10 protein-coding genes and 1 pseudogene are annotated in these 21,110 nt (G+C 50.5%); 5 read left to right on the forward strand and 6 right to left on the reverse strand.

The window, feature by feature from the left end:
* The first annotated feature begins 1 nt into the window (after nucleotide 1).
* Together EOJ37_RS00695 and EOJ37_RS00700 are read left to right on the forward strand one after the other, a co-directional pair.
* The gene (locus EOJ37_RS00695; protein ID WP_127956637.1) at nucleotides 2-1,153 is read left to right on the forward strand and encodes a phosphatase PAP2 family protein; all 1,152 of its coding nucleotides are present in this window, start codon (nucleotides 2-4) and stop codon (nucleotides 1,151-1,153) included.
* 13 nt (nucleotides 1,154-1,166) lie between these two features.
* Nucleotides 1,167-1,781 (forward strand): CDP-alcohol phosphatidyltransferase family protein, encoded by a 615-nt coding sequence (locus EOJ37_RS00700; RefSeq protein ID WP_127956639.1) that lies wholly within the window; start codon nucleotides 1,167-1,169, stop codon nucleotides 1,779-1,781.
* Here the strand turns inward: EOJ37_RS00700 and EOJ37_RS00705 are convergent.
* Both EOJ37_RS00705 and EOJ37_RS00710 read right to left on the reverse strand, forming a co-directional pair.
* Nucleotides 1,732-3,522 (reverse strand): bifunctional alpha/beta hydrolase/class I SAM-dependent methyltransferase, encoded by a 1,791-nt coding sequence (locus tag EOJ37_RS00705; RefSeq protein ID WP_127956641.1) that lies wholly within the window; start codon nucleotides 3,520-3,522, stop codon nucleotides 1,732-1,734. The two genes, EOJ37_RS00700 and EOJ37_RS00705, sit on opposite strands and share 50 nt — an antisense overlap.
* 13 nt (nucleotides 3,523-3,535) lie before the next feature.
* Entirely contained in the window at nucleotides 3,536-4,414 is an 879-nt protein-coding gene (locus EOJ37_RS00710; protein ID WP_127956643.1) for a phosphatidate cytidylyltransferase, read from the reverse strand.
* Nucleotides 4,415-4,914: 500 nt separating this feature from the next.
* On the opposite strand from EOJ37_RS00710, the gene EOJ37_RS00715 reads away from it, so the two are divergent.
* From EOJ37_RS00715 to EOJ37_RS00725, 3 genes and pseudogenes are all read left to right on the forward strand, one after another.
* Nucleotides 4,915-12,630, forward strand: coding sequence for an invasin domain 3-containing protein (locus EOJ37_RS00715; RefSeq protein WP_127956645.1), 7,716 nt, complete (start codon nucleotides 4,915-4,917; stop codon nucleotides 12,628-12,630).
* Between the two features lie 171 nt (nucleotides 12,631-12,801).
* Nucleotides 12,802-13,644, forward strand: a pseudogene (locus EOJ37_RS00720) (IS5 family transposase).
* Between the two features lie 413 nt (nucleotides 13,645-14,057).
* Nucleotides 14,058-14,411 (forward strand): VOC family protein, encoded by a 354-nt coding sequence (locus EOJ37_RS00725; RefSeq protein ID WP_127956647.1) that lies wholly within the window; start codon nucleotides 14,058-14,060, stop codon nucleotides 14,409-14,411.
* A gap of 240 nt (nucleotides 14,412-14,651) precedes the next feature.
* Here EOJ37_RS00725 and EOJ37_RS00730 read toward each other — a convergent pair whose 3' ends face one another.
* The 4 genes from EOJ37_RS00730 to EOJ37_RS00745 form a co-directional block, all read right to left on the reverse strand.
* A complete protein-coding gene (locus EOJ37_RS00730; protein ID WP_127956649.1) occupies nucleotides 14,652-16,046 on the reverse strand; it encodes an MFS transporter in 1,395 nt (464 codons plus the stop codon).
* 141 nt (nucleotides 16,047-16,187) lie between these two features.
* Nucleotides 16,188-17,579 carry an MFS transporter gene (locus EOJ37_RS00735; RefSeq protein WP_127956651.1) on the reverse strand — a complete coding sequence of 464 codons (1,392 nt, stop codon included), beginning with the start codon at nucleotides 17,577-17,579 and terminating at the stop codon, nucleotides 16,188-16,190.
* Nucleotides 17,580-17,655: 76 nt separating this feature from the next.
* Nucleotides 17,656-19,689, reverse strand: a complete 2,034-nt coding sequence (locus EOJ37_RS00740; RefSeq protein ID WP_127956653.1) for an alpha-glucosidase — start codon at nucleotides 19,687-19,689, stop codon at nucleotides 17,656-17,658.
* A gap of 54 nt (nucleotides 19,690-19,743) precedes the next feature.
* The gene (locus EOJ37_RS00745; RefSeq protein ID WP_127956655.1) at nucleotides 19,744-21,087 is read right to left on the reverse strand and encodes an L-fucose/L-arabinose isomerase family protein; all 1,344 of its coding nucleotides are present in this window, start codon (nucleotides 21,085-21,087) and stop codon (nucleotides 19,744-19,746) included.
* Between the last annotated feature and the right edge of the window lie 23 nt (nucleotides 21,088-21,110).

Below are 21,110 nucleotides of genomic sequence, written 5' to 3' on the forward strand. Positions count from 1 at the left end.
CATGGGACAACCCTTATTAGCGCAACGCCGTGGGTTACATCTTCTGTGTAATGGCATCTTGTTCGCACTCGGCTATCCACTGACCAACTATCTGGCTCAGCAGGCTGATGTGCAGGCTAACGTCATGCTGCCTATTGAACCTCTGCTGCCATTTATCCCGTGGATGATTGTGCCCTATGCCAGCTTGCCACTGCTACTGATAGCCAGCTTTTTCATCCGGCAACAACCGACTGAACTACTCACCCTCAGTCACAGGATGATGCTATGCACCCTACTAGCCTGCCTGATTTTTGCGGCAATGCCGCTGCATTTTCCTCTGCCACGACCAGAATCAAATCAGCCGTTACTCGCCAGCGGTTATCGGCTGCTCGGCATAGTCGATCAACCCTACAACCAGTTGCCGTCGCTGCATGTTGCTTACTGCGTGATGCTCTGGCGCACCTTGCCCAGACAGTTCTGGCTCACGCTCTGGCTCAGCGTGGTCGCCGCCAGCACACTGCTAACTTGGCAGCATCTACTGGCAGATGTCGCTGGTGGTGCTGTGCTCGCATTGCTGGTCTGCTGGCTACTGCCGAAGAGACTCAATAGCCGACAACGCGTGGCATTTTACTACCTGATCGCCGCTGCACTGGCACTATTGTGGCTCACGAGCACCACCACCGTTTGGCTAGCGGGTTACCTCGCCTTGTCACTGACACTGATCGCCCGAGCATACCTGTTGCACGATACCGATTTTCTCGCCAAGCAAACCGGCCACCATCCAATATCACGTTGGTTACTCTATTGGCCCTATCTGATCGGCTATCGCCTCTGCTGGCTATGGGTGCGTCACCATTACCGTCAGCCGTGGCAAAGCAAAACAGCCACGCTGCTAGTCGGCCGCCGACTCTCTAGCGCTGAAGCCAGCACGCTTCCTGCCGACTGTAGCGTGATCGACCTCAGCCCAGAACTAAGCGAACCCAGCACACTGTGCCAACGCTACTGGCACTTTCCACTGCTTGACCTGTGCGCACCCACCGTTTCGCAGTTGCGCCCAATCCTCGCACGATTGCAAATCGAACAGCAGGCTGGTCGCACCGTCTACTTACATTGTGCAATGGGCCTAAGCCGCAGCCAATTCGTTGCACAACGATATCTAAAAAAACTTCAATAACAGAGAACTGCCGATGAACTTTTCTATCTATCAACTTAAGCCCCGCTTCCAACAGTTACTACAACCGAGCTTGATCTGGTTAAGCCGCAAAGGGATCACACCCAACCAAGTCACCTTGGCAGCGATGGCACTGTCGATCGGTTATGGCACTATGCTGGCCTTGCTACCATGGCAGGGGCTTTGGGTTGCTCTACCGCTGATCTTACTGCTTCGCATGGCACTAAACGCTCTCGATGGCATGTTGGCGAACGCTTGCGGTAATAAAACCAAGCTCGGCGCACTACTCAACGAGTTGTGCGACCAGATCTCCGATCTCGCACTCTATCTGCCATTTATTGTGCTGAGCACACTCAATCCCCAGCTACTGCTCGCTACCCTGTTCTGCGCACTGCTAACCGAATTTGCTGGCGTGTTAGCCTGCAGTATTGGCGTAGCGCGCCGCTTTGACGGCCCAATGGGCAAAAGCGATCGAGCTGTGGCATTTGGCCTGCTGGCAATAATGCACAGCTATCAGGTCACGCCTCTCTGGCTCAATAGCCTACTCGCACTGGTGCTACTACTGAGCATGCTGACAATCATCAACCGTCTACGTGGGGCACTGGCAACTTCTCGGCCAGCGACACAGTAAAAATCCCTTGTAGCCCAATGTTGGTCATCAGTTTGCGGCAGCCGCTCAGCACTACCAAGGCATCCATCTCGCATTGAGGGCGCGGCCTCATCTTCCACGCCTCACCTTGGTGATTGATCAGCGTATGGGCAATGGTATGCAACTGCGGATGCCACGGCTGGGCGGTATACAGCAGCATACCGTCAGCACGCAGCGAGGCACTCACGCCCCGTAGCGAACACAATACCTTCTGGTTATCGCTAAACAGCTCGTACAGTCCGGAGATAATCGCAAGATGGTAGTTTCCCTCCTCGCCCTGATAGCTGGCCGGATCAAATGCATCGCGTTGAACATAGCGGATAGTCGCACGCAATCCTAACCGTTCAGCCAATGTCCGAGCCTGATCGAGATTAAACTGACTGACATCACACAAGGTCACTTCAATCTCTTGGTGCTGAAAACGCTTAAGTGTTTCCAATAGGTAACGCCCAGAACCGGCGGCAATATCCAAAATCCGAAACGGCTGTTGCCCCTGATAGGTCGCTATTCTCTGTGCCAGCATCTGCTGCAGTTGCAGTTTACGTACTCTAATCCCCTGCCAGCCAACGGCATCAAGATAGCCACGGTCGAGCAGTTTACCGATCCCCCAACGTCCACCTGCTTGATTGCGATAGACATAGTCGAGTGACTCACCCGAATCAAAACCGTATGTCAGACCAATCTGCATACCATCGCTCAAATGGCCAAAATGCCGCAACATCTTGCGCTGCAGTGCGAACCAAGCGCGCAACCAGAGACTACCCGTATGTGGTTGTTGCAATAAACGGTACGCCTCGGCGCTGGCACTCTGTTGATCAGCAAGCAGATAGCGTTCTGGCTCAGTGATCGGGTTGGCAAAGCACTGGTCAATAAAATAGCGACTCTCGCTAAATGCCATGTCGGTGTTCTGCTCATAAAACACCGCATGGCGGCAGGCTGGGAGCTTCACATAACGTTTCAATCGGGAAGAGAGCCGCTCGAAGAAGCTCCACTGCGGCTTCTCACTCACCACATAATCTTCGCTCGCCACCAACATCAATATTGGTGTATCGATCGCGCTGGCATCGCTGACAATACGCTCGGCAGTATCAGCCAAATCCAGCAATATGTTGGCGGAAATGGCTTTGGTAATCAGCGGATCGGCATCATAGGCCTCCGCCTGCTGAACGGAGTGGGTCAGCATCGAGGAACGAATATAGCTGCTGACAAACAAGTTCGGTTTGAAAGTGCTCATCACCCGAAGAGCCGGTTTGGCAAGAGGAACATAGAGTTTGATATGAAATGCGGCGGCGGCCATGATCACACCACGAATACGTGGCGCATAGTCATGCAGCCAAGTGGCAGCCACCACCGCACCGACACTGTTGGCTACCACCAAAATATCGCTGCTGGTAAAACCGTACTGCTCACAGAGATGGTTGACAAATGTGTCCAGATCCGCGACCAAACAGGCAACATCGGGGGCATCACCACGCTGCCCAGGCGAGTAACCGTGACCACGCGCATCATAGGCAAATCCCCAGTCCACTGGTCGGCAGAGTTGAGCGAGCAGGGGTGCAATGCGCCCAGAATGCTCATGTCCCCGGTGCAAAAATACTATCACGCGTGCACCAGTGCCCTGATGAAACTGCCTTGGTTGCCAAACACGGTAAAACAGGTAAGTACCGTCGTGAGATCGGAAATTTGTCTCCCGCTCAAACCAGTTAATGGATTGATTATTCATAGATAGGTTCGTCTCAATAGAGGATGGATAACAGAACGTAGAGCGCTGGTGCAGTCATGGTCAGGCTATCCACTCGATCCAGAATGCCACCGTGTCCTGGGATCAAGCTAGAGAAATCCTTGATGCCGATAAAGCGCTTGGCTGCGGAGAACAGAATGTCACCCAAGAAACCGACCAATGCCAAGATGATAGCGCTACTGATCAATGGCAGTACTGCAGCCAACTCCAGCCAACTGCCAAGCAGCAGTGATACCACCAGTGATAGTGTCACACCGCCAATCAGCCCTTCCCAGGTTTTATTGGGGCTAATAGTGGGCACTATTTTGCGCCGTCCCAACCATTTACCAAACACGAACTGGCCAATATCGTTAACTGCAGTCACGACCAGCAGAAAAAAGATCCAGTCGCGTGCCGTTGTTGCTGCTAGAGGAAGACGAGTGAGGCGGATCAGGGTACAGACGCACAACAGCGTGATGCCAAGCAGTGCCCAGATCAGCACAATATCGCGCTTCGATAGCCAGAACAGGACGCACAGCAAGCCAGTGCCTAGCACTAAAAACAGCACAAGAAGCGGGTAGATGTCACAGTAAGCGATAACAACAAGTGCCAGCACCATGGCTGGAAACCGAAACGGTGTTGTTGAGTCAGCGATATGGGCAGCTAACTCGTGAATTGCCAGCATGGAAATCAGAATGGCCAGCCCAACCAGCCCCTGCGGGTAGAAAAGCAACGCAACAGTAACCAGTGGAAATATTCGCCACCATGCGTTGACCTGCAAACAGAGCTGGTGAGAAGCAGCACTTTTTGTTAAGCGCATTGTAAATAGTGAAGCCAACGCTAACAAAGCATATAGCACACCATTGGCAATAGATAACGCATTGTCAAAAAACATAAATATAATACCGAGAGCCTATACCACTAGGCGTCATTGATGTGGACAGTTTGGTCACAGACAGCACCTAGAATAACCAGTGTTAATGCTGCAATAGAAGTAATTTAACAAATTCTCAACAAGTTAACAGCCGGATAACTTTCTTCGCAAAAAAAAATAAAAAACGATTCAAAATCAACAAAAAAAAACAGGCGATAAATAAAAATATGTAAAAACAAAAAGTTAAATTATAATTTTTTTACTTATAAAAACTTTCTGTTACATATAAAATCAGGTAACCTGTGATTGGTCGCAGTTTGACAAGATATTATGCTTATTTTTACCTTTTTGTTGATTTTTTAATCTGCATTTTTGAAGGCTAAAAGAAAGCTAACACTAACTTTACCAACAACATTTTTGCATGAAGCAATCAGGAAACAAAAAATTTACAGAAAGGAAACAATAAGATAGTTGCTAAGATAGCGAAAAAGAACAAAAATTTTGACACAGGGCGATGTAATATGTTTGAACACTTTGGGAAAAAATCTGCCACTCCCGCTTTAGCCAAGCGGGAACTGGTGGCAACACAGCAACGGGGAGTTAAAACCGTCGCATGGGCGGTGATTGCCACGCAAGCGCTGTTTCCGCTGTCACTCTCTTTTACTCCTGCTATTGCAGGCGGTTTTCTTCATTCTGCACCTAACACGGCGACACACAATACCGCCACTATCCCCTATGTATTGGGGCCAGGTGAGAACGTAAAAACCGTGGCAAAACGCTATGACATCTCGGTTGATGAGTTAAAAAAGCTCAATATCTATCGTAGCTTTGCCAAACCTTTTATGAAACTCAGCCAGGGTGACGAACTTGATGTTCCCGCCAAACGGTCACCATTTTCAGCCGATAACGTCACAAAAGCAACGCTGGAAAATCAACTGGCTGGCTATTTGGTCGGTGGCGCGACACTCTTGTCCAGCGACAATAAGGCTAAATCAGCCGAGCAGATGGCACGCGCCTCTGCCAGCAATGCGTTCAACCAGTCAGCGCAAGATTGGTTAGGTCGCTTCGGGACTGCACGTATTCAGTTAAATCTGAACGAAGATTATCGGCTTGATGGCAGTGAAGCTGACCTGCTACTGCCACTCCTCGATCGCGAGAATAATCTATTATTTACCCAGATTGGGGTACGCAATAAAGACAGCCGAACCACTGTCAACATCGGAGCCGGCTGGCGTCATTTTCAACCACAGTGGATGTATGGCCTGAACAGCTTTATCGACAGCGACTTAACCGGCCATAACCACCGGTTGGGTATTGGCGCAGAAATAGCGGGTGACTACTTCAAACTCTCCGCCAACGGCTATGTTGGCTTGACCGACTGGCACCAGTCACGTGATTTTGCCGACTACAACGAACGCCCAGCCAACGGTTATGATATTCGTGCTGAAGGCTATTGGCCGAGCTACCCACAGCTCGGTGGAAAGTTGATGTTTGAGCACTACTTCGGCCATGAAGTGGCACTGTTTGGTAAAGATAACCGCCAGAAAAACCCGTATGCACTGACTGCTGGGCTGAGTTACACCCCAGTTCCGCTGTTGTCGTTTGCAGCAGAGCATCGTATTGGTAAAGGTGGCGAATCAGACAGCCTGCTATCAATGCAACTGAATTATCGCTTTGGCGACTCCTGGCAATCACATCTTGATCCCGCAGCGGTAGCCGCTAGCCGCACCTTGACCGGCAGCCGTTATGCACTGGTTGAGCGCAATAACAGCATCGTTCTGGATTATCAAAAACAGCAACTGATCCGCTTGACGCTACCTCAACAGCTCAGCGCTGAAGCCAGTTCAACCGTTACAGTAAACACCGCTGTGACGGCAAAATACCGTCTTGATCGTATCGAATGGGATGCAGCTAGCTTAATCGCAGCCGGTGGTAGCATCGTGCAAACATCACCACAGATAGCCACGCTAAAACTGCCACCTTATAAACCACAGAACGGCAACAACAGCTACACCTTGAGTGCGGTCGCCTACGACAATCAAGGCAATGCCTCGCCACGCGCCATCATGCAGATAGAAGTGCTGCCGAGCAAAGCCACCATTCTGGATAACAACCTGAACATCGTCGCCAACAGCGCGGTCAGTAATGGGATTGATGCCAACCTAGTGACAGTCAAAGTCACTGACATGGATGGTAACCCAGTACCCGAACAGTCGGTCACTTTCAGCGTGAACAATAACGCCAAAGTCTCGACGCCAGATGCACTCGCTGCACCGACTAAGGCAAAAGCGGCTGTTGTCGCGCAAGTCGCCTCAGCAAGTGCCACCACCCTCACCGATAGCGAAGGTATCGCGATTGCGTCGATCACCAACACCACGTCGGGCACCACGCAAGTTACCGTCACCGTCAATCAAACCAGTCGTCAGATAGGTATTGAGTTCATACCAGACAGCACTAACCTCAATCAGGCTCAATCGCTGTTAACCAGCTTGCCTGACAGCATTGTCGCCGACGGCCGTGACACCTCTACCCTGACTTTTACCTTGGTCGATGCTCACAACAACCGAGTATATGGCCAGAACGTGACGTTCAGCAGCTCGTTGCCAACGGTCACTATCAGCCAAGTCACAGACAACGGTGATGGCACTTACTCCGCCACACTCAGCAGCACCAGTACCGGACACACTGACATTGGTGTGAATGTTAACGGCAGTGATTTTGCTGAACCAAAGAGCAGCGTAACACTGCTGGCTGACAGCAATAACCTCAGTGCCGCCAAATCAACACTGGCCAGTGATGTGGCAACACTGGTCGCCAACGGCACCAGTAAAGCCACCCTGACCTTCACCCTGAAAGATGCCAACGATAACCCGGTAAGTGATCAAGAGATCGCGTTCATTAGCTCACTTGCCAACGTCACGTTCGGCAATGTCACCGATAATCAGGACGGTACTTATAGCGTGACGCTAAGCGGCACCCAAGCCGGTGATGCCGTGATCACGGTTAACGTCAATGGTAAAGCATTCGCACAACCTCAGGTGAGTATCCCGTTGACCGCTGACAGTAGCAACCTGAGCATCAACAGCTCGGCACTGACCACTGATACGCCAACACTCATCGCTAATGGCACCAGCAAGGCTACCCTGACCTTTACGCTGAAGGATGCCAATAACAACCCAGTCACTGGGCAAACCGTGCTATTTAACAGTACATTGGCAAACAGCACCCTCAGTGCCGTCACTGACAATCTGGATGGAACCTACAGCGCAACGCTCAGCGGCACCCAAGCAGGCAACACCCGCATTAGCGTGAAAGTCAATAATGCGGACTTCGGTAACACCACACTCAACGTTGATCTGGAGCTGTTAGCTGACAGCGCAAATCTAAGCACCACTGAGTCAACCCTGACAGCCGATGCAACAACATTAGTGGCTAACGTTAACAGCAAAGCCACCCTGACCTTCACCCTGAAGGACGGTAACGGCAACCCGGTTAACGGCCAAACCATCACCTTTAACAGCTCACTGGCGAATGGCAGCTTTGGCACTGTCACCGACAACCAAGATGGCAGCTACACCACCACCTTCAGCGGTACCAAGGCGGGCGATAGCGTGATCACTGCCAGTGTCAACGGAACTGAGTTTGTTAACCCGCAGTTGACTATCACCCTCACGGCAGACGCTGATAATCTCTCTAGCACCCAATCAACGTTGGCAAGCAATGCCACGACGCTGGTTGCTGACGGCAGTAGCAAAGTGACGCTGACTTTCACCCTGAAGGATAGCAACGATAACCCGGTAAGTGGCGAGACAGTGACCTTCAACAGCTCACTGGCTAACACCACCTTTAGCACCACCACCGATAACCTGGATGGCACCTATACCGTCACCTTGAGCGGCACCAAAGCCGGTGAGGCCATCGTCACTGCCAACGTGAACGGTAGCGCATTTAGTGATCCTCAAGTCAGCATCCAACTCACTGCCGACCTCAGTAAGCTCAGTACCACTCAGTCAACACTGAGCAGCGATCTAGCAACACTGGTCGCCAATGGCAACAGTAAAGCCACTGTCACCTTTACCTTGATGGATGCCAACAGTAACCCGGTTGCCGACCAAACCGTCACCTTTAGCAGTTCACTCGCCAACACCACTTTTGGTACTGTCAGTGACAATAAAGACGGCACCTACACCGCCACCTTCAGTGGAACCAAAGCCGGTGATGCCATCATCACTGCCAACGTGAACAGCACCGCCTTTACCACACCACAAGTTAGCGTGAAACTGATCGCCGACAGCAGCACAATCTCTGCGGCCAAAGCGACGCTGACCAGTGACATCGGCACGTTAGTTGCCAACGGTAATAGCAAAGCGACCTTGACCTTCACGCTGAAGGATGCCAACGACAACCCGGTAAGCGGCCAAACCGTCACCTTCACCAGCTCACTGGCGAACAGCAGTTTTACCAGCGTCACCGATAACCAGGACGGCAGCTACACGGTCGCACTGACTGGCACCCAAGCAGGTGATGCGGTGATCACGGCCAAGGTGAACGGTAATGCCTTTACCACACCGCAAGTTAGCGTGACATTGATTGGTGACAGCAGCACCCTCTCCACCACTAAGTCAACGCTGCAAAGCAGTGTTACCTCGTTGATTGCTAACGGCACCAGCAAGGCTACCCTGACCTTTACGTTGAAGGATGCCAATGACAACCCAGTTATCGGTCAAACTGTGTTGTTTAACAGTTCGTTAGCAGACAGCGTCTTCAGTGCCGTCACCGATAACCAGGATGGTACCTACACCGCTACCCTCAGCGGTACCCGTGCTGGCATAGCCGATATTACAGCCAAGGTGAACAACAGTAACTTTGCCGAACCGAAACTGAGTATCACACTGCAAGGAGACAGCAGCGCACTGAGCACCACCCTGTCAACCTTAAGCGCAGACAGCAGCTCAATTGTCGCCGACGGCAAGCGCAAAGCGACCCTGACCTTTACCCTGAGAGACATCAATAGCAACCCAGTTGCAGGTCAAACCATCACCTTTAACAGCTCACTGGCGAATGGCAGCTTTGGCACTGTCACCGACAACCAAGATGGCAGCTACACCACCACCTTCAGCGGTAGCAAGGCGGGCGATAGCGTGATCACTGCCAGTGTCAACGGAACTGAGTTTGTTAACCCGCAGTTGACTATCACCCTCACGGCAGACACTGATAATCTCTCTAGCACCCAATCAACGCTGGTAGCCGATACCTCAACGCTGGTTGCGACTGGTAGTCAGTACTCGACGTTAACCTTCACCCTGAAGGATGCCAATGACAACCCAGTCAAAGGTCAAACCGTCACCTTTAGCAGCTCGCTGACAAACAGTAGCTTTAGCGCCACCACCGATAACCTGGATGGCACTTATACAGTGAAATTCAGTGGCACCAAAGCCGGTGATGCCATCATCACTGCTAACGTGAACGGTAGCGCATTTAGTGATCCTCAGGTCAGTGTCAAACTGATTGCTGACAGCAGTAAACTAAGCACCACTAACTCAACACTGAGCAGCGATCTAGCAACACTGGTCGCCAATGGCAACAGTAAAGCCACTGTCACCTTTACCTTGATGGATGCCAACAGTAACCCGGTTGCCGGCCAAACAGTGACCTTTAGCAGTTCGCTCGCCAACACCACTTTTGGTACTGTCAGTGACAATAAAGACGGCACCTACACCGCCACCTTCAGTGGAACCAAAGCCGGTGATGCCATCATCACTGCCAACGTGAACAGCACCGCCTTTACCACACCACAAGTTAGCGTGAAACTGATCGCCGACAGCAGCACAATCTCTGCGGCCAAAGCGACGCTGACCAGTGACATCGGCACGTTAGTTGCCAACGGTAGCAGCAAAGCGACCTTGACCTTCACGCTGAAGGATGCCAACGACAACCCAGTAAGCGGCCAAACCGTCACTTTCACCAGCTCACTGGCGAACAGCAGTTTTGCTAGCGTCACCGATAACCAGGACGGCAGCTACACGGTCGCCTTCACCGGTACCAAAGCGGGTGATGCGGTGATCACGGCCAAGGTGAACGGTAATGCCTTTACCACACCGCAAGTTAGCGTGAAACTGATTGGTGACAGCAGCACCCTCTCCACCACTAAGTCAACGCTGCAAAGCAGTGTTACCTCGTTGATTGCTAACGGCACCAACAAGGCTACCCTGACCTTTACGTTGAAGGATGCCAATGACAACCCAGTCATCGGTCAAACCGTGCTGTTTAACAGCTCGCTAACCAACAGCGTCTTCAGTACCGTCACCGATAACCAGGATGGTACCTACACCGCTACCCTCAGCGGCACCAAGATCGGCGATGCGCTAATCACTGTCAAAGTGAACGGTAATGACCTTGCCAACCAGCAAGTCAGTGTGAAATTGATCGCAGACAGCAGCAATCTCTCGAGCACAAAATCGGCGTTAACCAGCGATATCACTACACTGGTCGCTGATGGTAGTAGCAAAGCAACGCTAACCTTCACACTGAAGGACGCCAACGACAACCCGGTAAGCGGCCAAACCGTGACTTTCACCAGTTCACTGGCGAACAGCAGTTTTGCTAGTGTCACCGATAATCAGAACGGCACCTATACGGTCACCTTCACCGGTACCAAAGCGGGTGATGCGGTGATCACTGCCAACGTGAACGGTAATGCCTTTGCCACACCGCAAGTTAGCGTGAAACTGATTGCGGACAGCAGCAATCTGTTGATTAGCAACTCGACGTTGACCAGCGATGTAACAACCATCGTCGCTGACGGTAGTAGCAAAGCAACACTCACCTTTAGATTAGGAGATAAATATAACAACCCTGTCAGTGGCCAAACTGTGTCATTCATCAGTTCGTTGACCAACACTAAAATCAGTGCTGTGACTGATAACCAAGACGGAACCTATACCGCAACGCTCACCGGAACTACGGCGGGTAATACCAATATTGATGTCAAGGTGAACAATTCTAATTTCGCCGCTGGCATCATCCGTGTCAGTGTGCAACTCACCGCAGACAGCAATAACCTAAGTACTACGCAGTCAACCCTGCAGAGTGATAAGTCTACTGTAATCGTCGACGGTAGCAGCAAGGCGACATTGACCTTCACCCTGAAGGATGCTAACGGCAACCTGGTTAATGATCAGAGCGTTATCTTGATCAGCTCACTGGCGAGTAGCACAGTAAGTGCGGTGACGAATAACAATGACGGCACCTACACTGCAACGCTGACGAGCACCCAACTAGGCAATGCTGATATCACGGTCAAGGTTAACAACAACAGCTTTGCAGTGACTAAAGTAACGGTCACGTTTACTGCAGACCTGAGCAGCGCAACACTGACCAGTGACAGCCTGACCGTCACCCAAAATAACGCGATTGCTGACAATCTGACTCAGAACAGCGTGCGCGCCAACGTGACCGACAAATATGGCAATCCGGTTGCTGGAGCGACTGTCACCTTCTCTGTCACCAGTGGAGCAACACTGACCGCAGTCAACGGCGGGATCACCGATGCATCAGGTAATGCTACCGCCACCTTGACCAGTGCTATATATGGCTCATATACCGTCACGGCAACAGTGAATGGCACCTCACGTACTGCGCTGCTAACCTTTGCCGATGCTTGGGTAGCCATGTGGATGGTGTTATCTAAGCAAAACGATGCCTTTTCTGTCTATAGTCGTTACCCAAGTATTGGTTACCCTTCAGCATCGTTCACGCTAACAGCCGCGATGGATAAAGCTAACAGTGACTACAACTGGAGTAGCTCCCAGAGTTGGGCCACAGTAACCCCTACCGGTGTGGTCACCCTGGTCAGCAAACCAACCTCCAGTAACAACTCGGTGATCATCAAAGCCACGCCTAAAGCGGGGGGCAAACAAGCCAGATATGAGTTCACCGTGAAAAAGTGGTTCAACACACCAGGAACATCACAAACTAACATGACACAAGCAATTGCCAGTTCACAATGCGTGAGTCCAGCCAGAGTGCCAAGTATTGAAGAGTTAACCAATGCAGGGTCATCAGGTAATGGTAGCAAAGCTGTCATGGGGACACTGTTTGGCGAATGGCAAAAGCCGAGTTCTTGGCACCACAACATATGGTCAACAACGAACATCTACACTTACCTAACCACTGGGCAACGTGCAAATTACACCACAGCGGTTGACATTGCGGTAAGTTGCGTGACTGACATCTAACCACCACAATAAACCACTCGGAGATAACACACACCAGCCAGTTACCGTACCACACGGTAACTGGCTTTTTTATTTAGCTTATTTTTAATCACTAACGCAAGTGCCAGGCTGTATCCCATAATTATTCTTTTTACAATCAAACGCCTATTTTAATCAGAAGAAGTCTTTTACGTGGTTCGTTACGATTTTCCCGATGACGCTTGGACGTTGATTTTCTCCTCGTTACCGCCTGAGCGAAGCCTTTTTAAGGCCGATCGTCCTTATCTTGAGCACAGGAAAGTGATGAATGGCCTATTTTGGCTACAGTGTTCAGGTGCTCCCTAGCGAGACCTTCCTGAACGTTATGGTCACTGGAAAACAATTTACAACCGGTTTAATCGGTGGTCCAAGGCTAGAATAATAAAATCTATTTTCAATAAATTACCTAAGATACTTGATGCGAAAATGTTGATTGACTGGGATGCTATCGCGTTGGATGACAGTCACATTCGGGCCCTGAAAGCCGCTGCGGGTGCTAAAAAAACGCCCCTATGAACTCAGTTGTCATGGATTGGGTCGCTCTCGAGGTGGCTTTGGTACCAAAATCCATATGGCGACAGAGAGCACAGGATGACCACTGAGTTTTTGTCTGAGTGGTGGACAAGCCCATGAGATCAGATACGCAGAAACGTTGCTTGGCCGGGTTGGGATCATCCGACAAAGTGGGCACCTAAAGTCGCGGCCTAAAGCGGTGTTGGCTGATAAGGGATACTCAAGTCAGGCATTGCGTAATCGACTGAGAAATAAAGGGATAAGAGCGGTTATTCCTTTTAAATCAAATGAAAATGCTAGTCAGGATAAACGCCGAAAACTCGATACTCGCTGATACAAAAAGCGTAATGTCGTTCAATGTTGCTTCGCCAAGCTTAAAGAACATCGCCGTATCGCTACCCGTTCGGAAAAACAGCCAGAAATTACCTGAGCATGTTGAAACTGGGTGCTATTCGGTTATTTTTAAAGCGATTATCAAATTAAGGGACACACCCTAATGCATTATGCCCAGGAGAATACTTCGTCATGATTTACTCTGCCCTACCCCAATGTGGTCATTTTTTGATAGTAACCACTATCCTGCCACAGGGTACCCTCATCACAAACCTACTGAAAGAGAGCGCTAAAAAACTTAACCCATTGAAAAAATTATGCACTTGGTGTTTTGTTTACCTGCTATCTGTTTTATATTAACGGCTCAATGGCTGCTGATTTATCATGCGCAGCAGAGGCACGCAAGCTGGCAGCAGTGTGTATTTTTGCAATCAATCACCTAAGCGACACAATGCTAGCAGCAAATTTATTTGTAAATCAGGTACAGAATGTTAGATAACTCTTTATTTAGCTAAAAATACCTTGAATTTATAGAACAATACATTTTAAGGAGAATTAATAAAATGTCGAATAACAACTTTACCAGTGTATTTTCCGTTCTTCACGTGAATGATTTCGATGCCGCCGTTGAATGGTACGTCAAATGGCTTGGGCGCAAGCCAGATGTAACACCTGATGAGGGGATCGCCGAATGGCAGCTCACAGAGAATGCCTGGATTCAAGTATCGATGGCTCCAGAGCCAAACCTTGCTGGTAAATCATTTGTAGTTTGCGGTGTCCGTGACATCGAAGTACAGAGGGCAATTTGTCAAGATGCTGGGGTTAGCACGAGTGAAATACAGGATCTAGGATTCATCAAACTTGCGCAAATCAGCGATCCCGCCGGAAACACCGTGATGTTTGTCCAAGAAATGTAGCACCAACCGCTCGCCAGGGCTAATACCGTCGGGTGGTACCATTTTAGCCATTAATACTGCTCTTTTCTCCATAGAGTAACGTAATGTTTCTCCGCCGGTTAAAACCCGTTGTTGGTTAAAATGAGCACAGCCGAGAAGGACAACCGGCCTGACACAAAGAGCAGTTCGCACGACGTTGAGGTAACAAAATAGTCACCTGCTGTGATGGGGCAGCCTAGCTGCACTGCCCCGGAAGAGCGGTTAGGCGGACTCTTCAGCCAATCCCTTTCTCAGGTTAATCTCGCTGATAATCTTCATAAACAGCGACTCATTCAGTTTATAGAATGCGCCCATCATGATTGCTGCGCTCATCGCCAATAGGCAAGGGTAAATAAAGATCAACTGGCGCAGCCCTTCCAGCACGGCTGGCGACTGCTCAATATTGGGTACGTAACCGATCTGCATCAGCATGATTCCTGGCAAAAACCCCGCCAGCGCGGCTGAGATTTTGCGAGAAAAGGTATAACCGGTATAGACCGAACCTTCTGCACGAATGCCGGTTTTCCATTCACCATAATCGACGGTGTCGGGAACCAGTGCCCAGTTGAGGCTGTTAACAAACGCGGTACCAAAGAAAGCAACGCAAGAGAAGGCAACAAAGGAGAACGAGTTGTGCCCCCAGAAATAGTTGAGCAAATCGCCGATGCACCACAACAGCAACCCGCTGAGGTAAACCCGTTTTTTGCCGAAGCGCTGCACCGCAGCAGGCACCATCAATACGCCAATCAGAATACAGCCCATACTGAAAAAGCCCATATAGGAGAGCAGCGAAACATCATTGAGCACGTATTGGGTGTAGTAGACCTGGATCGCCAACTTGATATTAAACGCAGCCAGAGTACAGAGATTAGCCAGGCAGAGTACCAGCAGTGGCGGATTGTTAAAGATGGCGCGGAACGATTTGAAAATACCTGGTTTATGATGGTGTGGCACCACCTCGACATAGCGTTCTTTGACTCCCCGATAACAGCAGTACATACAGAACACACCGGCACTGGCGAAAGTAATGGCAGCAACCAAGTAACCCACTTCAGGTGGATCAGTAAACAGCATCTGTAGCGGTACAAAAGCGACGGTGCAGAGCATCAGGCCGAGCGTGGCACCGCCCTGCCGCCAAGCGGCAAGTTGTGCGCGCTCTTGCGGGTTTTTACTGATAGCAGGAACCATTGCGCCATAGGAACAGTTCATCAGACTGTAGAACAGCCCGAATAACATAAATAATACCGTGGCCAATACCGTCTTTATGGTGATGCTAAAACCAGTATTAACAAAGTTAGCTACCGCGACCAACGCCACAGGCAGCGAAGCATAGAGAATAAATGGACGGAACTTGCCTTTCGGGCCAATATTGCGCCGTGAATCGAGCAATACACCGGTAAGAATATCGGTGAAGGAGGTAAAGAATTTAGCGATTAAAAATATCACCCCGCCATAGGCTGCTGGCAGGCCAAGCACATCGGTATAAAACTTTAGCAGGTAGAGCGTTCCGATACACAACATCAGGTTTGAACCGAAATCACCAATGCCGTAGGCAAATTTTTCACGCAGAGGTAATTTCAGTGTGGTTGGGTCTTGATCAGTTGTAAAATTAGCCATTTGACAGATCCTTATAGTGTGTTAACCCGCGAATTGCTGCGATGCTGGTCTGTCTGATGCGGGTTAATTTATTTTGTGTTTAGCCAGATGACCGGTGCGGCAGCCACCGCAAGATGAGCCGCCGCACCAGCAAACCAAGCATCACACAGCAGGTTTTACATTGCGTTTTCTCTCTTCCAGTTCGCTGATAATCTTGATGTAATTTTTCTCAGTCAGGGTGTAGAACAATCCCATCGTAAGTGCCGTGACCACCGCCAGACCACCGGGGTAGAGGAAGATCAACTGCCGCATCCCCTCCAGCGTGTCAGCGTCTTGTGCCACATTCGGCACATAGCCGATGTAGGTCAACATCACGCCGGGGAAAAAACCGGCCAGACCTTGTGACACTTTGCGAAAGAAGGTAAAGCCGGTATAGACGGTACCTTCAGAACGTACACCGGTTTTCCATTCACCGTATTCCACGGTGTCGGATACCAGCGCCCAGTTGAGGCTGTTAACAAAAGCAGTGCCGAAAAACGCCAGGCAGGAGAACAGCACAAACATGGTACTGGTACTGCCCCACAGGTAATTCATCACATCGCCGATAATCCATAATGACAGGCCACCGAGGTAAACCGTTTTCTTACCAAACAGCTTAACCACTGTCGGCACCAGCAACACCCCAACCAAAATACAGCCCATGCTGAAGAAGCCCATATAGGAGAGCAGGCTGATATCATTGAGCACGTATTGCGTGTAGTAGACCTGGATCGCCAGTTTGACGTTGAAAGCGGCCAAGGTGCACAGGTTAGCCACACAGAGCACAAACAGGGGTTTATTACCGGTGATAGCCGCAAATGATTTCAGCAGGCCGGGTTTTGGTGTGCCGGGTTTCGGCAATTCGACATAGCGTTCCCTAACACCTGAATAGCACCACCACATGCAGAGCATACCCGAGAAGGCGAAGGCACTGGCTGCGACGATATAACCAAGCTGCGGGCGGCCATCAAACAGCGACAGGATCGGCACGAAACCGACAGTACACAGCAACAGACCAACGGTCGCACCACCCTGACGCCAAGCGGCCAATTGCGCCCGCTCCTGTGGGTTTTTGGTCATTGCAGGAACCATTGCGCCATACGAGCAGTTCATCAGGCTGAAGAACAACCCGAAAGTCATAAACAGCAAGGTGGCAATCACGGTTTTGGTGGTGATCGCAAACGGTGTACCGATGAAGTTAGCAATCACCAACAGGGCGACCGGCATTGAAGCATAAAATATAAATGGTCGGAATTTACCTTTTGGGCCAATATTACGGCGTGAATCAAGAATTACCCCGGTACCAATATCGGTGAATGCGGTAAAGAAACGCGAAATCAAAAAAATCAGGCCGCCATACGCAGCGGGAATACCCAAAACGTCAGTATAGAATTTCAGTAAATACAGTGTGCCAACACTTAACAGCAAATTGGAGCCGATATCGCCGATGCCATAAGCGAATTTTTCGCGCAATGGCAATACTAGCTTAACCGGATCCTGAGTAGCTTCACTCATGGTGACTCTCCTTGAAAACAGCCTAATCAGAAATTGCCGCTATTTCTGGCAAGAGATAGCGGCTAATAAACGGCAATTACAGTGTGCTGGTGCGTAGTGATGCGAACAGCGTTGCCCACTCACTGCTGGCACGATAAAACACTGGCGGTTGTCCAATTGGAGCCGCAACCGTCACTTCACCACCACCACTGTGTGCCTCACCCGTCCACAGGTTGATCCAGTTATCTTTTGGCAGATAGAGTGTCCAATCGCTACGTCCTTCTTCATACACCGGTGCAACCAGCAGATCACGACCAAACAGATACTGATATTTCAGACGATAGGTTTCGGCATCATCTTCATAATGCAGGAACAGTGGGCGCATTACCGGCAAACCAGATTGCGCATTGAGCGCCACCGCCTGCTTGATATACGGCTTCAGTGTGGTGAAGACCAGGCTCATACGGGCAAATTGACGAATGGTCTCAACATCATGATCAAACTGCCAGTTATCGTCCGGGCGGTTACCCTCATGGGTACGCATCAGTGGGGTAAAGGCACTGAACTCACACCAGCGCATCAGTAACTCTTTATTGCGCTTCATATCAAACAGCGTGGTGTAGCCACCGATATCACTGTGGTGCAGGCCATGACCGGTCATGGCCAGTGACAACGCTGCCGGGATCACCGAAGCCAACCCATCATCCAAGCTCCAGTCAACATTCTGGTCACCGGCCCACATCATCACCGAATATTTTTGGCTGCCGGTGTAACCCGCGCGCATAAAGAACAGAATTTCACCCAGTTTACCGGTTTCGACCAGGGCATCGTAGTTACACTTCGCCCACAACGCCGGCCACGCGTTATGCATAATCTCAGCATCAACACCGTTATACATCACCGTATCGGTCGGCAGATATTCGCCAAAATCCGCCATCCAGCCATCAAGGCCAAATTCGATCAGATTCTTCTTGATAACATTCTTGTACCAGTCATAGGCCTCAGGCTTGGTCAGATCAACCACACCGGCATAAAACTCTCCAAATTCAACCTGATAGTCATTACCACTATAATCTTTGGTGAGATAGCCTTTCTCAGCCGCTTCGGCATAAAGCTCTTTCTCAATCGCCACATAAGGGTTGATATAGCCGAGGAAACGCACCCCTTGTTTTTTCCATTCTGGAATACGTTTATCCAGTTCAGGGTAGAGTTCACTGTCCCAACGCCAGTTCCACATTAAGCGCTTACCGAACGACGTAATGCGTCGCCCTTCCCAGTCTTGCGCCCAAATGCCACTGACCTTAACGCCATGTTCGCGCATCAGATCCAGCTTTTTCTGACACACTTCGGTGCCGCCCTGGATACCGAGAATAACGCCGTCATAGACCCAATCCGGCAATTCAGGCTGACGCCCGAGCAGCGCGGTCAGTTTTTCCAGCAGGCTGATGTAGCTATCGGCGCACTCAAAGCGCAGCACCGCATGATCTTGCCAGATCGCCAACTCATGAAACTGTTCGGCAGAGAAATCGAAATTCATGTAGCAGCTATTTTCGACATGGCAGTAATACTTCTGGCTACTGACAAAGGTAGGCTGCGGGAAGAACGTCCAGTAGTAATCACCACCGGCATTCTCTTTGCAGTCTGCCAGCCAAGTGACGTAACTCTGCTTATTACGGCCAACACCCTGTTCACTGGTCCAGAGTGGGAACGGTTTGCCACGCAGATCAAAATAGGAAAACTGCTCGCCACAACCATAGACATGATCTTCCGGTTGTGCCGCCAGGCGTAGCCACATGCGGTTATTATCGGCATCACCATTGCGCAACTGCATCTGCAAGCGCCCTTGCGCATCAGTGCCGATCTCCAGCGTGCAGTGCGCGACATTGCCACGACTAAAGCAGATTGACCAGCCACCCGCTTGTGGTGTGATCTGCGCATCGGTCAGTGCCAGTTTCTCACTGAGCTGATCTTTAATACTGAAGTTGCCACGGAACATATCGATGTCCGCTTTACCACGGCCAATCCATAGGCAGGGTGCTTGTGTCGTATGCTGCAACAGCACACGGCGTTGAAATGTCAGGGTGAATCCGTGCTCATGCTGCGTCAGTTCTAAGCCTTGCTGAGAAGTCATGATCAATTCTCCAAAAAATGAAAGAGGGTGTTATTTCATGCGATAGCGCCACAGTTAAGTCAGTTCAATAACCTCTAAGCCAAGCAGATCGGCCACTTTCCGTAGCAGTGGACGGTGTTCGCCGTAAACCAGCGAGGTGTGATGCTCCATACCGGCAGCAATCAAACGCTGACGGTAAAGATCGGCGGGTACATCAAGGCGTGCAGTGCCTGCGGTACCGGAAAAAGCCAGTGGCGCTTTGATCATCTCACCGCCAGCCAGCATCAGGCGCAACTTGCCCTCGCCCTGAGTGATACGGCAGAGAGTGATACGACCGGGTTTCAGTGCAAATTCAGACAACAGCGGCAACTTGCGGTTAGAGTGGATCGTGGCTTGTACCGGGCCATCGCGATCCGCCATCTCGATCGGTGCCTGGCCGCAGTGCCAGAACACCACGCTATCATCCTGTGGATCGATATCGACCAGATCGGTATTAAACACCGCATTGCCTGAAGCCCATTGCGCCATCAGCGAAGAGAGCACGCCAAACATATCGGCCTCACAGCCGCAAGGCACCTTATCTTCATTCATCAGAGCCAACGCACCACAAGCCGCACAGCCGTAGTCAGTAAAGAAGTCTGGCCAACAGCGAACAGCAATACCGTTGTAACCCTCGCGTTGTGCTTTTTCACGCAGTGCGGCATACACCTTAAGCGTCTTACGCGTCGCGGTCTGATCCATCTCGGCCAGATTAGCGAAATCTTTCGCTCTACGTGCATATGGCTGATCCGCGACACTGTCCGGCAGCACTTTCACTTGCTCGATAAAATCGAGCACCGGCTGACGATCCACCGAAACACCAAAATGCTCAGTCAGTTGCTGCTGGTTATAGTTACAGGCATCAAAACCGAGTGGGTGCTCACCAATCACCATCACTTTGGCTTGTTTGAAACGCTTAACAATGGCAGCAGCATCAGCCAACTGTTGCAACTCTTGCACAACGCGCTGATCATCTGGCACACCGTGCAGTGTCTGCACTTTGATCCCGGCACGGCTCAACGCATGACAGGCCAAGTTGACACCACAGAACGAATTCAGACGTAAACGGCCACCGGTACGCGCCTCTGGGAACGACCACATCACTGCGGGCACCGAAAACTCACCCAGTACCTCGGTAGTGAGTGAGGCATCGGTAAACGTGACTTGCAGAATCAATAGCAGGTCGAGATCGGCCTGCTTCAGTGCTGGCAGTGCCTGTAGCGCCGAATCGGCGTCAAAATGCAGCACTGCCTCACCAACCAGCTCAATATTCAGCCCATTTAGCGTCTGCCACGCCTGTGCCAACATCTGCTCAGCATAAGGCACATCAAAGGTGGTTCTACCTAAGGCTAAAATGCCAACTTTTGCTTTATTTTTCATTTTATTGCTTCCAGTAATCTAAC

Source organism: Serratia microhaemolytica (assembly GCF_004011885.1).
Lineage (GTDB): Bacteria > Pseudomonadota > Gammaproteobacteria > Enterobacterales > Enterobacteriaceae > Serratia_G > Serratia_G microhaemolytica.

Excerpts from the sequence above, each read along its gene's own strand:
- EOJ37_RS00695 (WP_127956637.1), top strand. The coding sequence starts at position 2 with ATGGGACAACCCTTATTAGCGCAACGCCGTGGGTTACATCTTCTGTGT.
- EOJ37_RS00700 (WP_127956639.1), top strand. The coding sequence starts at position 1,167 with ATGAACTTTTCTATCTATCAACTTAAGCCCCGCTTCCAACAGTTACTA.
- EOJ37_RS00705 (WP_127956641.1), bottom strand. The coding sequence starts at position 3,522 with ATGAATAATCAATCCATTAACTGGTTTGAGCGGGAGACAAATTTCCGA.
- EOJ37_RS00710 (WP_127956643.1), bottom strand. The coding sequence starts at position 4,414 with ATGTTTTTTGACAATGCGTTATCTATTGCCAATGGTGTGCTATATGCT.
- EOJ37_RS00715 (WP_127956645.1), top strand. The coding sequence starts at position 4,915 with ATGTTTGAACACTTTGGGAAAAAATCTGCCACTCCCGCTTTAGCCAAG.
- EOJ37_RS00725 (WP_127956647.1), top strand. The coding sequence starts at position 14,058 with ATGTCGAATAACAACTTTACCAGTGTATTTTCCGTTCTTCACGTGAAT.
- EOJ37_RS00730 (WP_127956649.1), bottom strand. The coding sequence starts at position 16,046 with ATGGCTAATTTTACAACTGATCAAGACCCAACCACACTGAAATTACCT.
- EOJ37_RS00735 (WP_127956651.1), bottom strand. The coding sequence starts at position 17,579 with ATGAGTGAAGCTACTCAGGATCCGGTTAAGCTAGTATTGCCATTGCGC.
- EOJ37_RS00740 (WP_127956653.1), bottom strand. The coding sequence starts at position 19,689 with ATGACTTCTCAGCAAGGCTTAGAACTGACGCAGCATGAGCACGGATTC.
- EOJ37_RS00745 (WP_127956655.1), bottom strand. The coding sequence starts at position 21,087 with ATGAAAAATAAAGCAAAAGTTGGCATTTTAGCCTTAGGTAGAACCACC.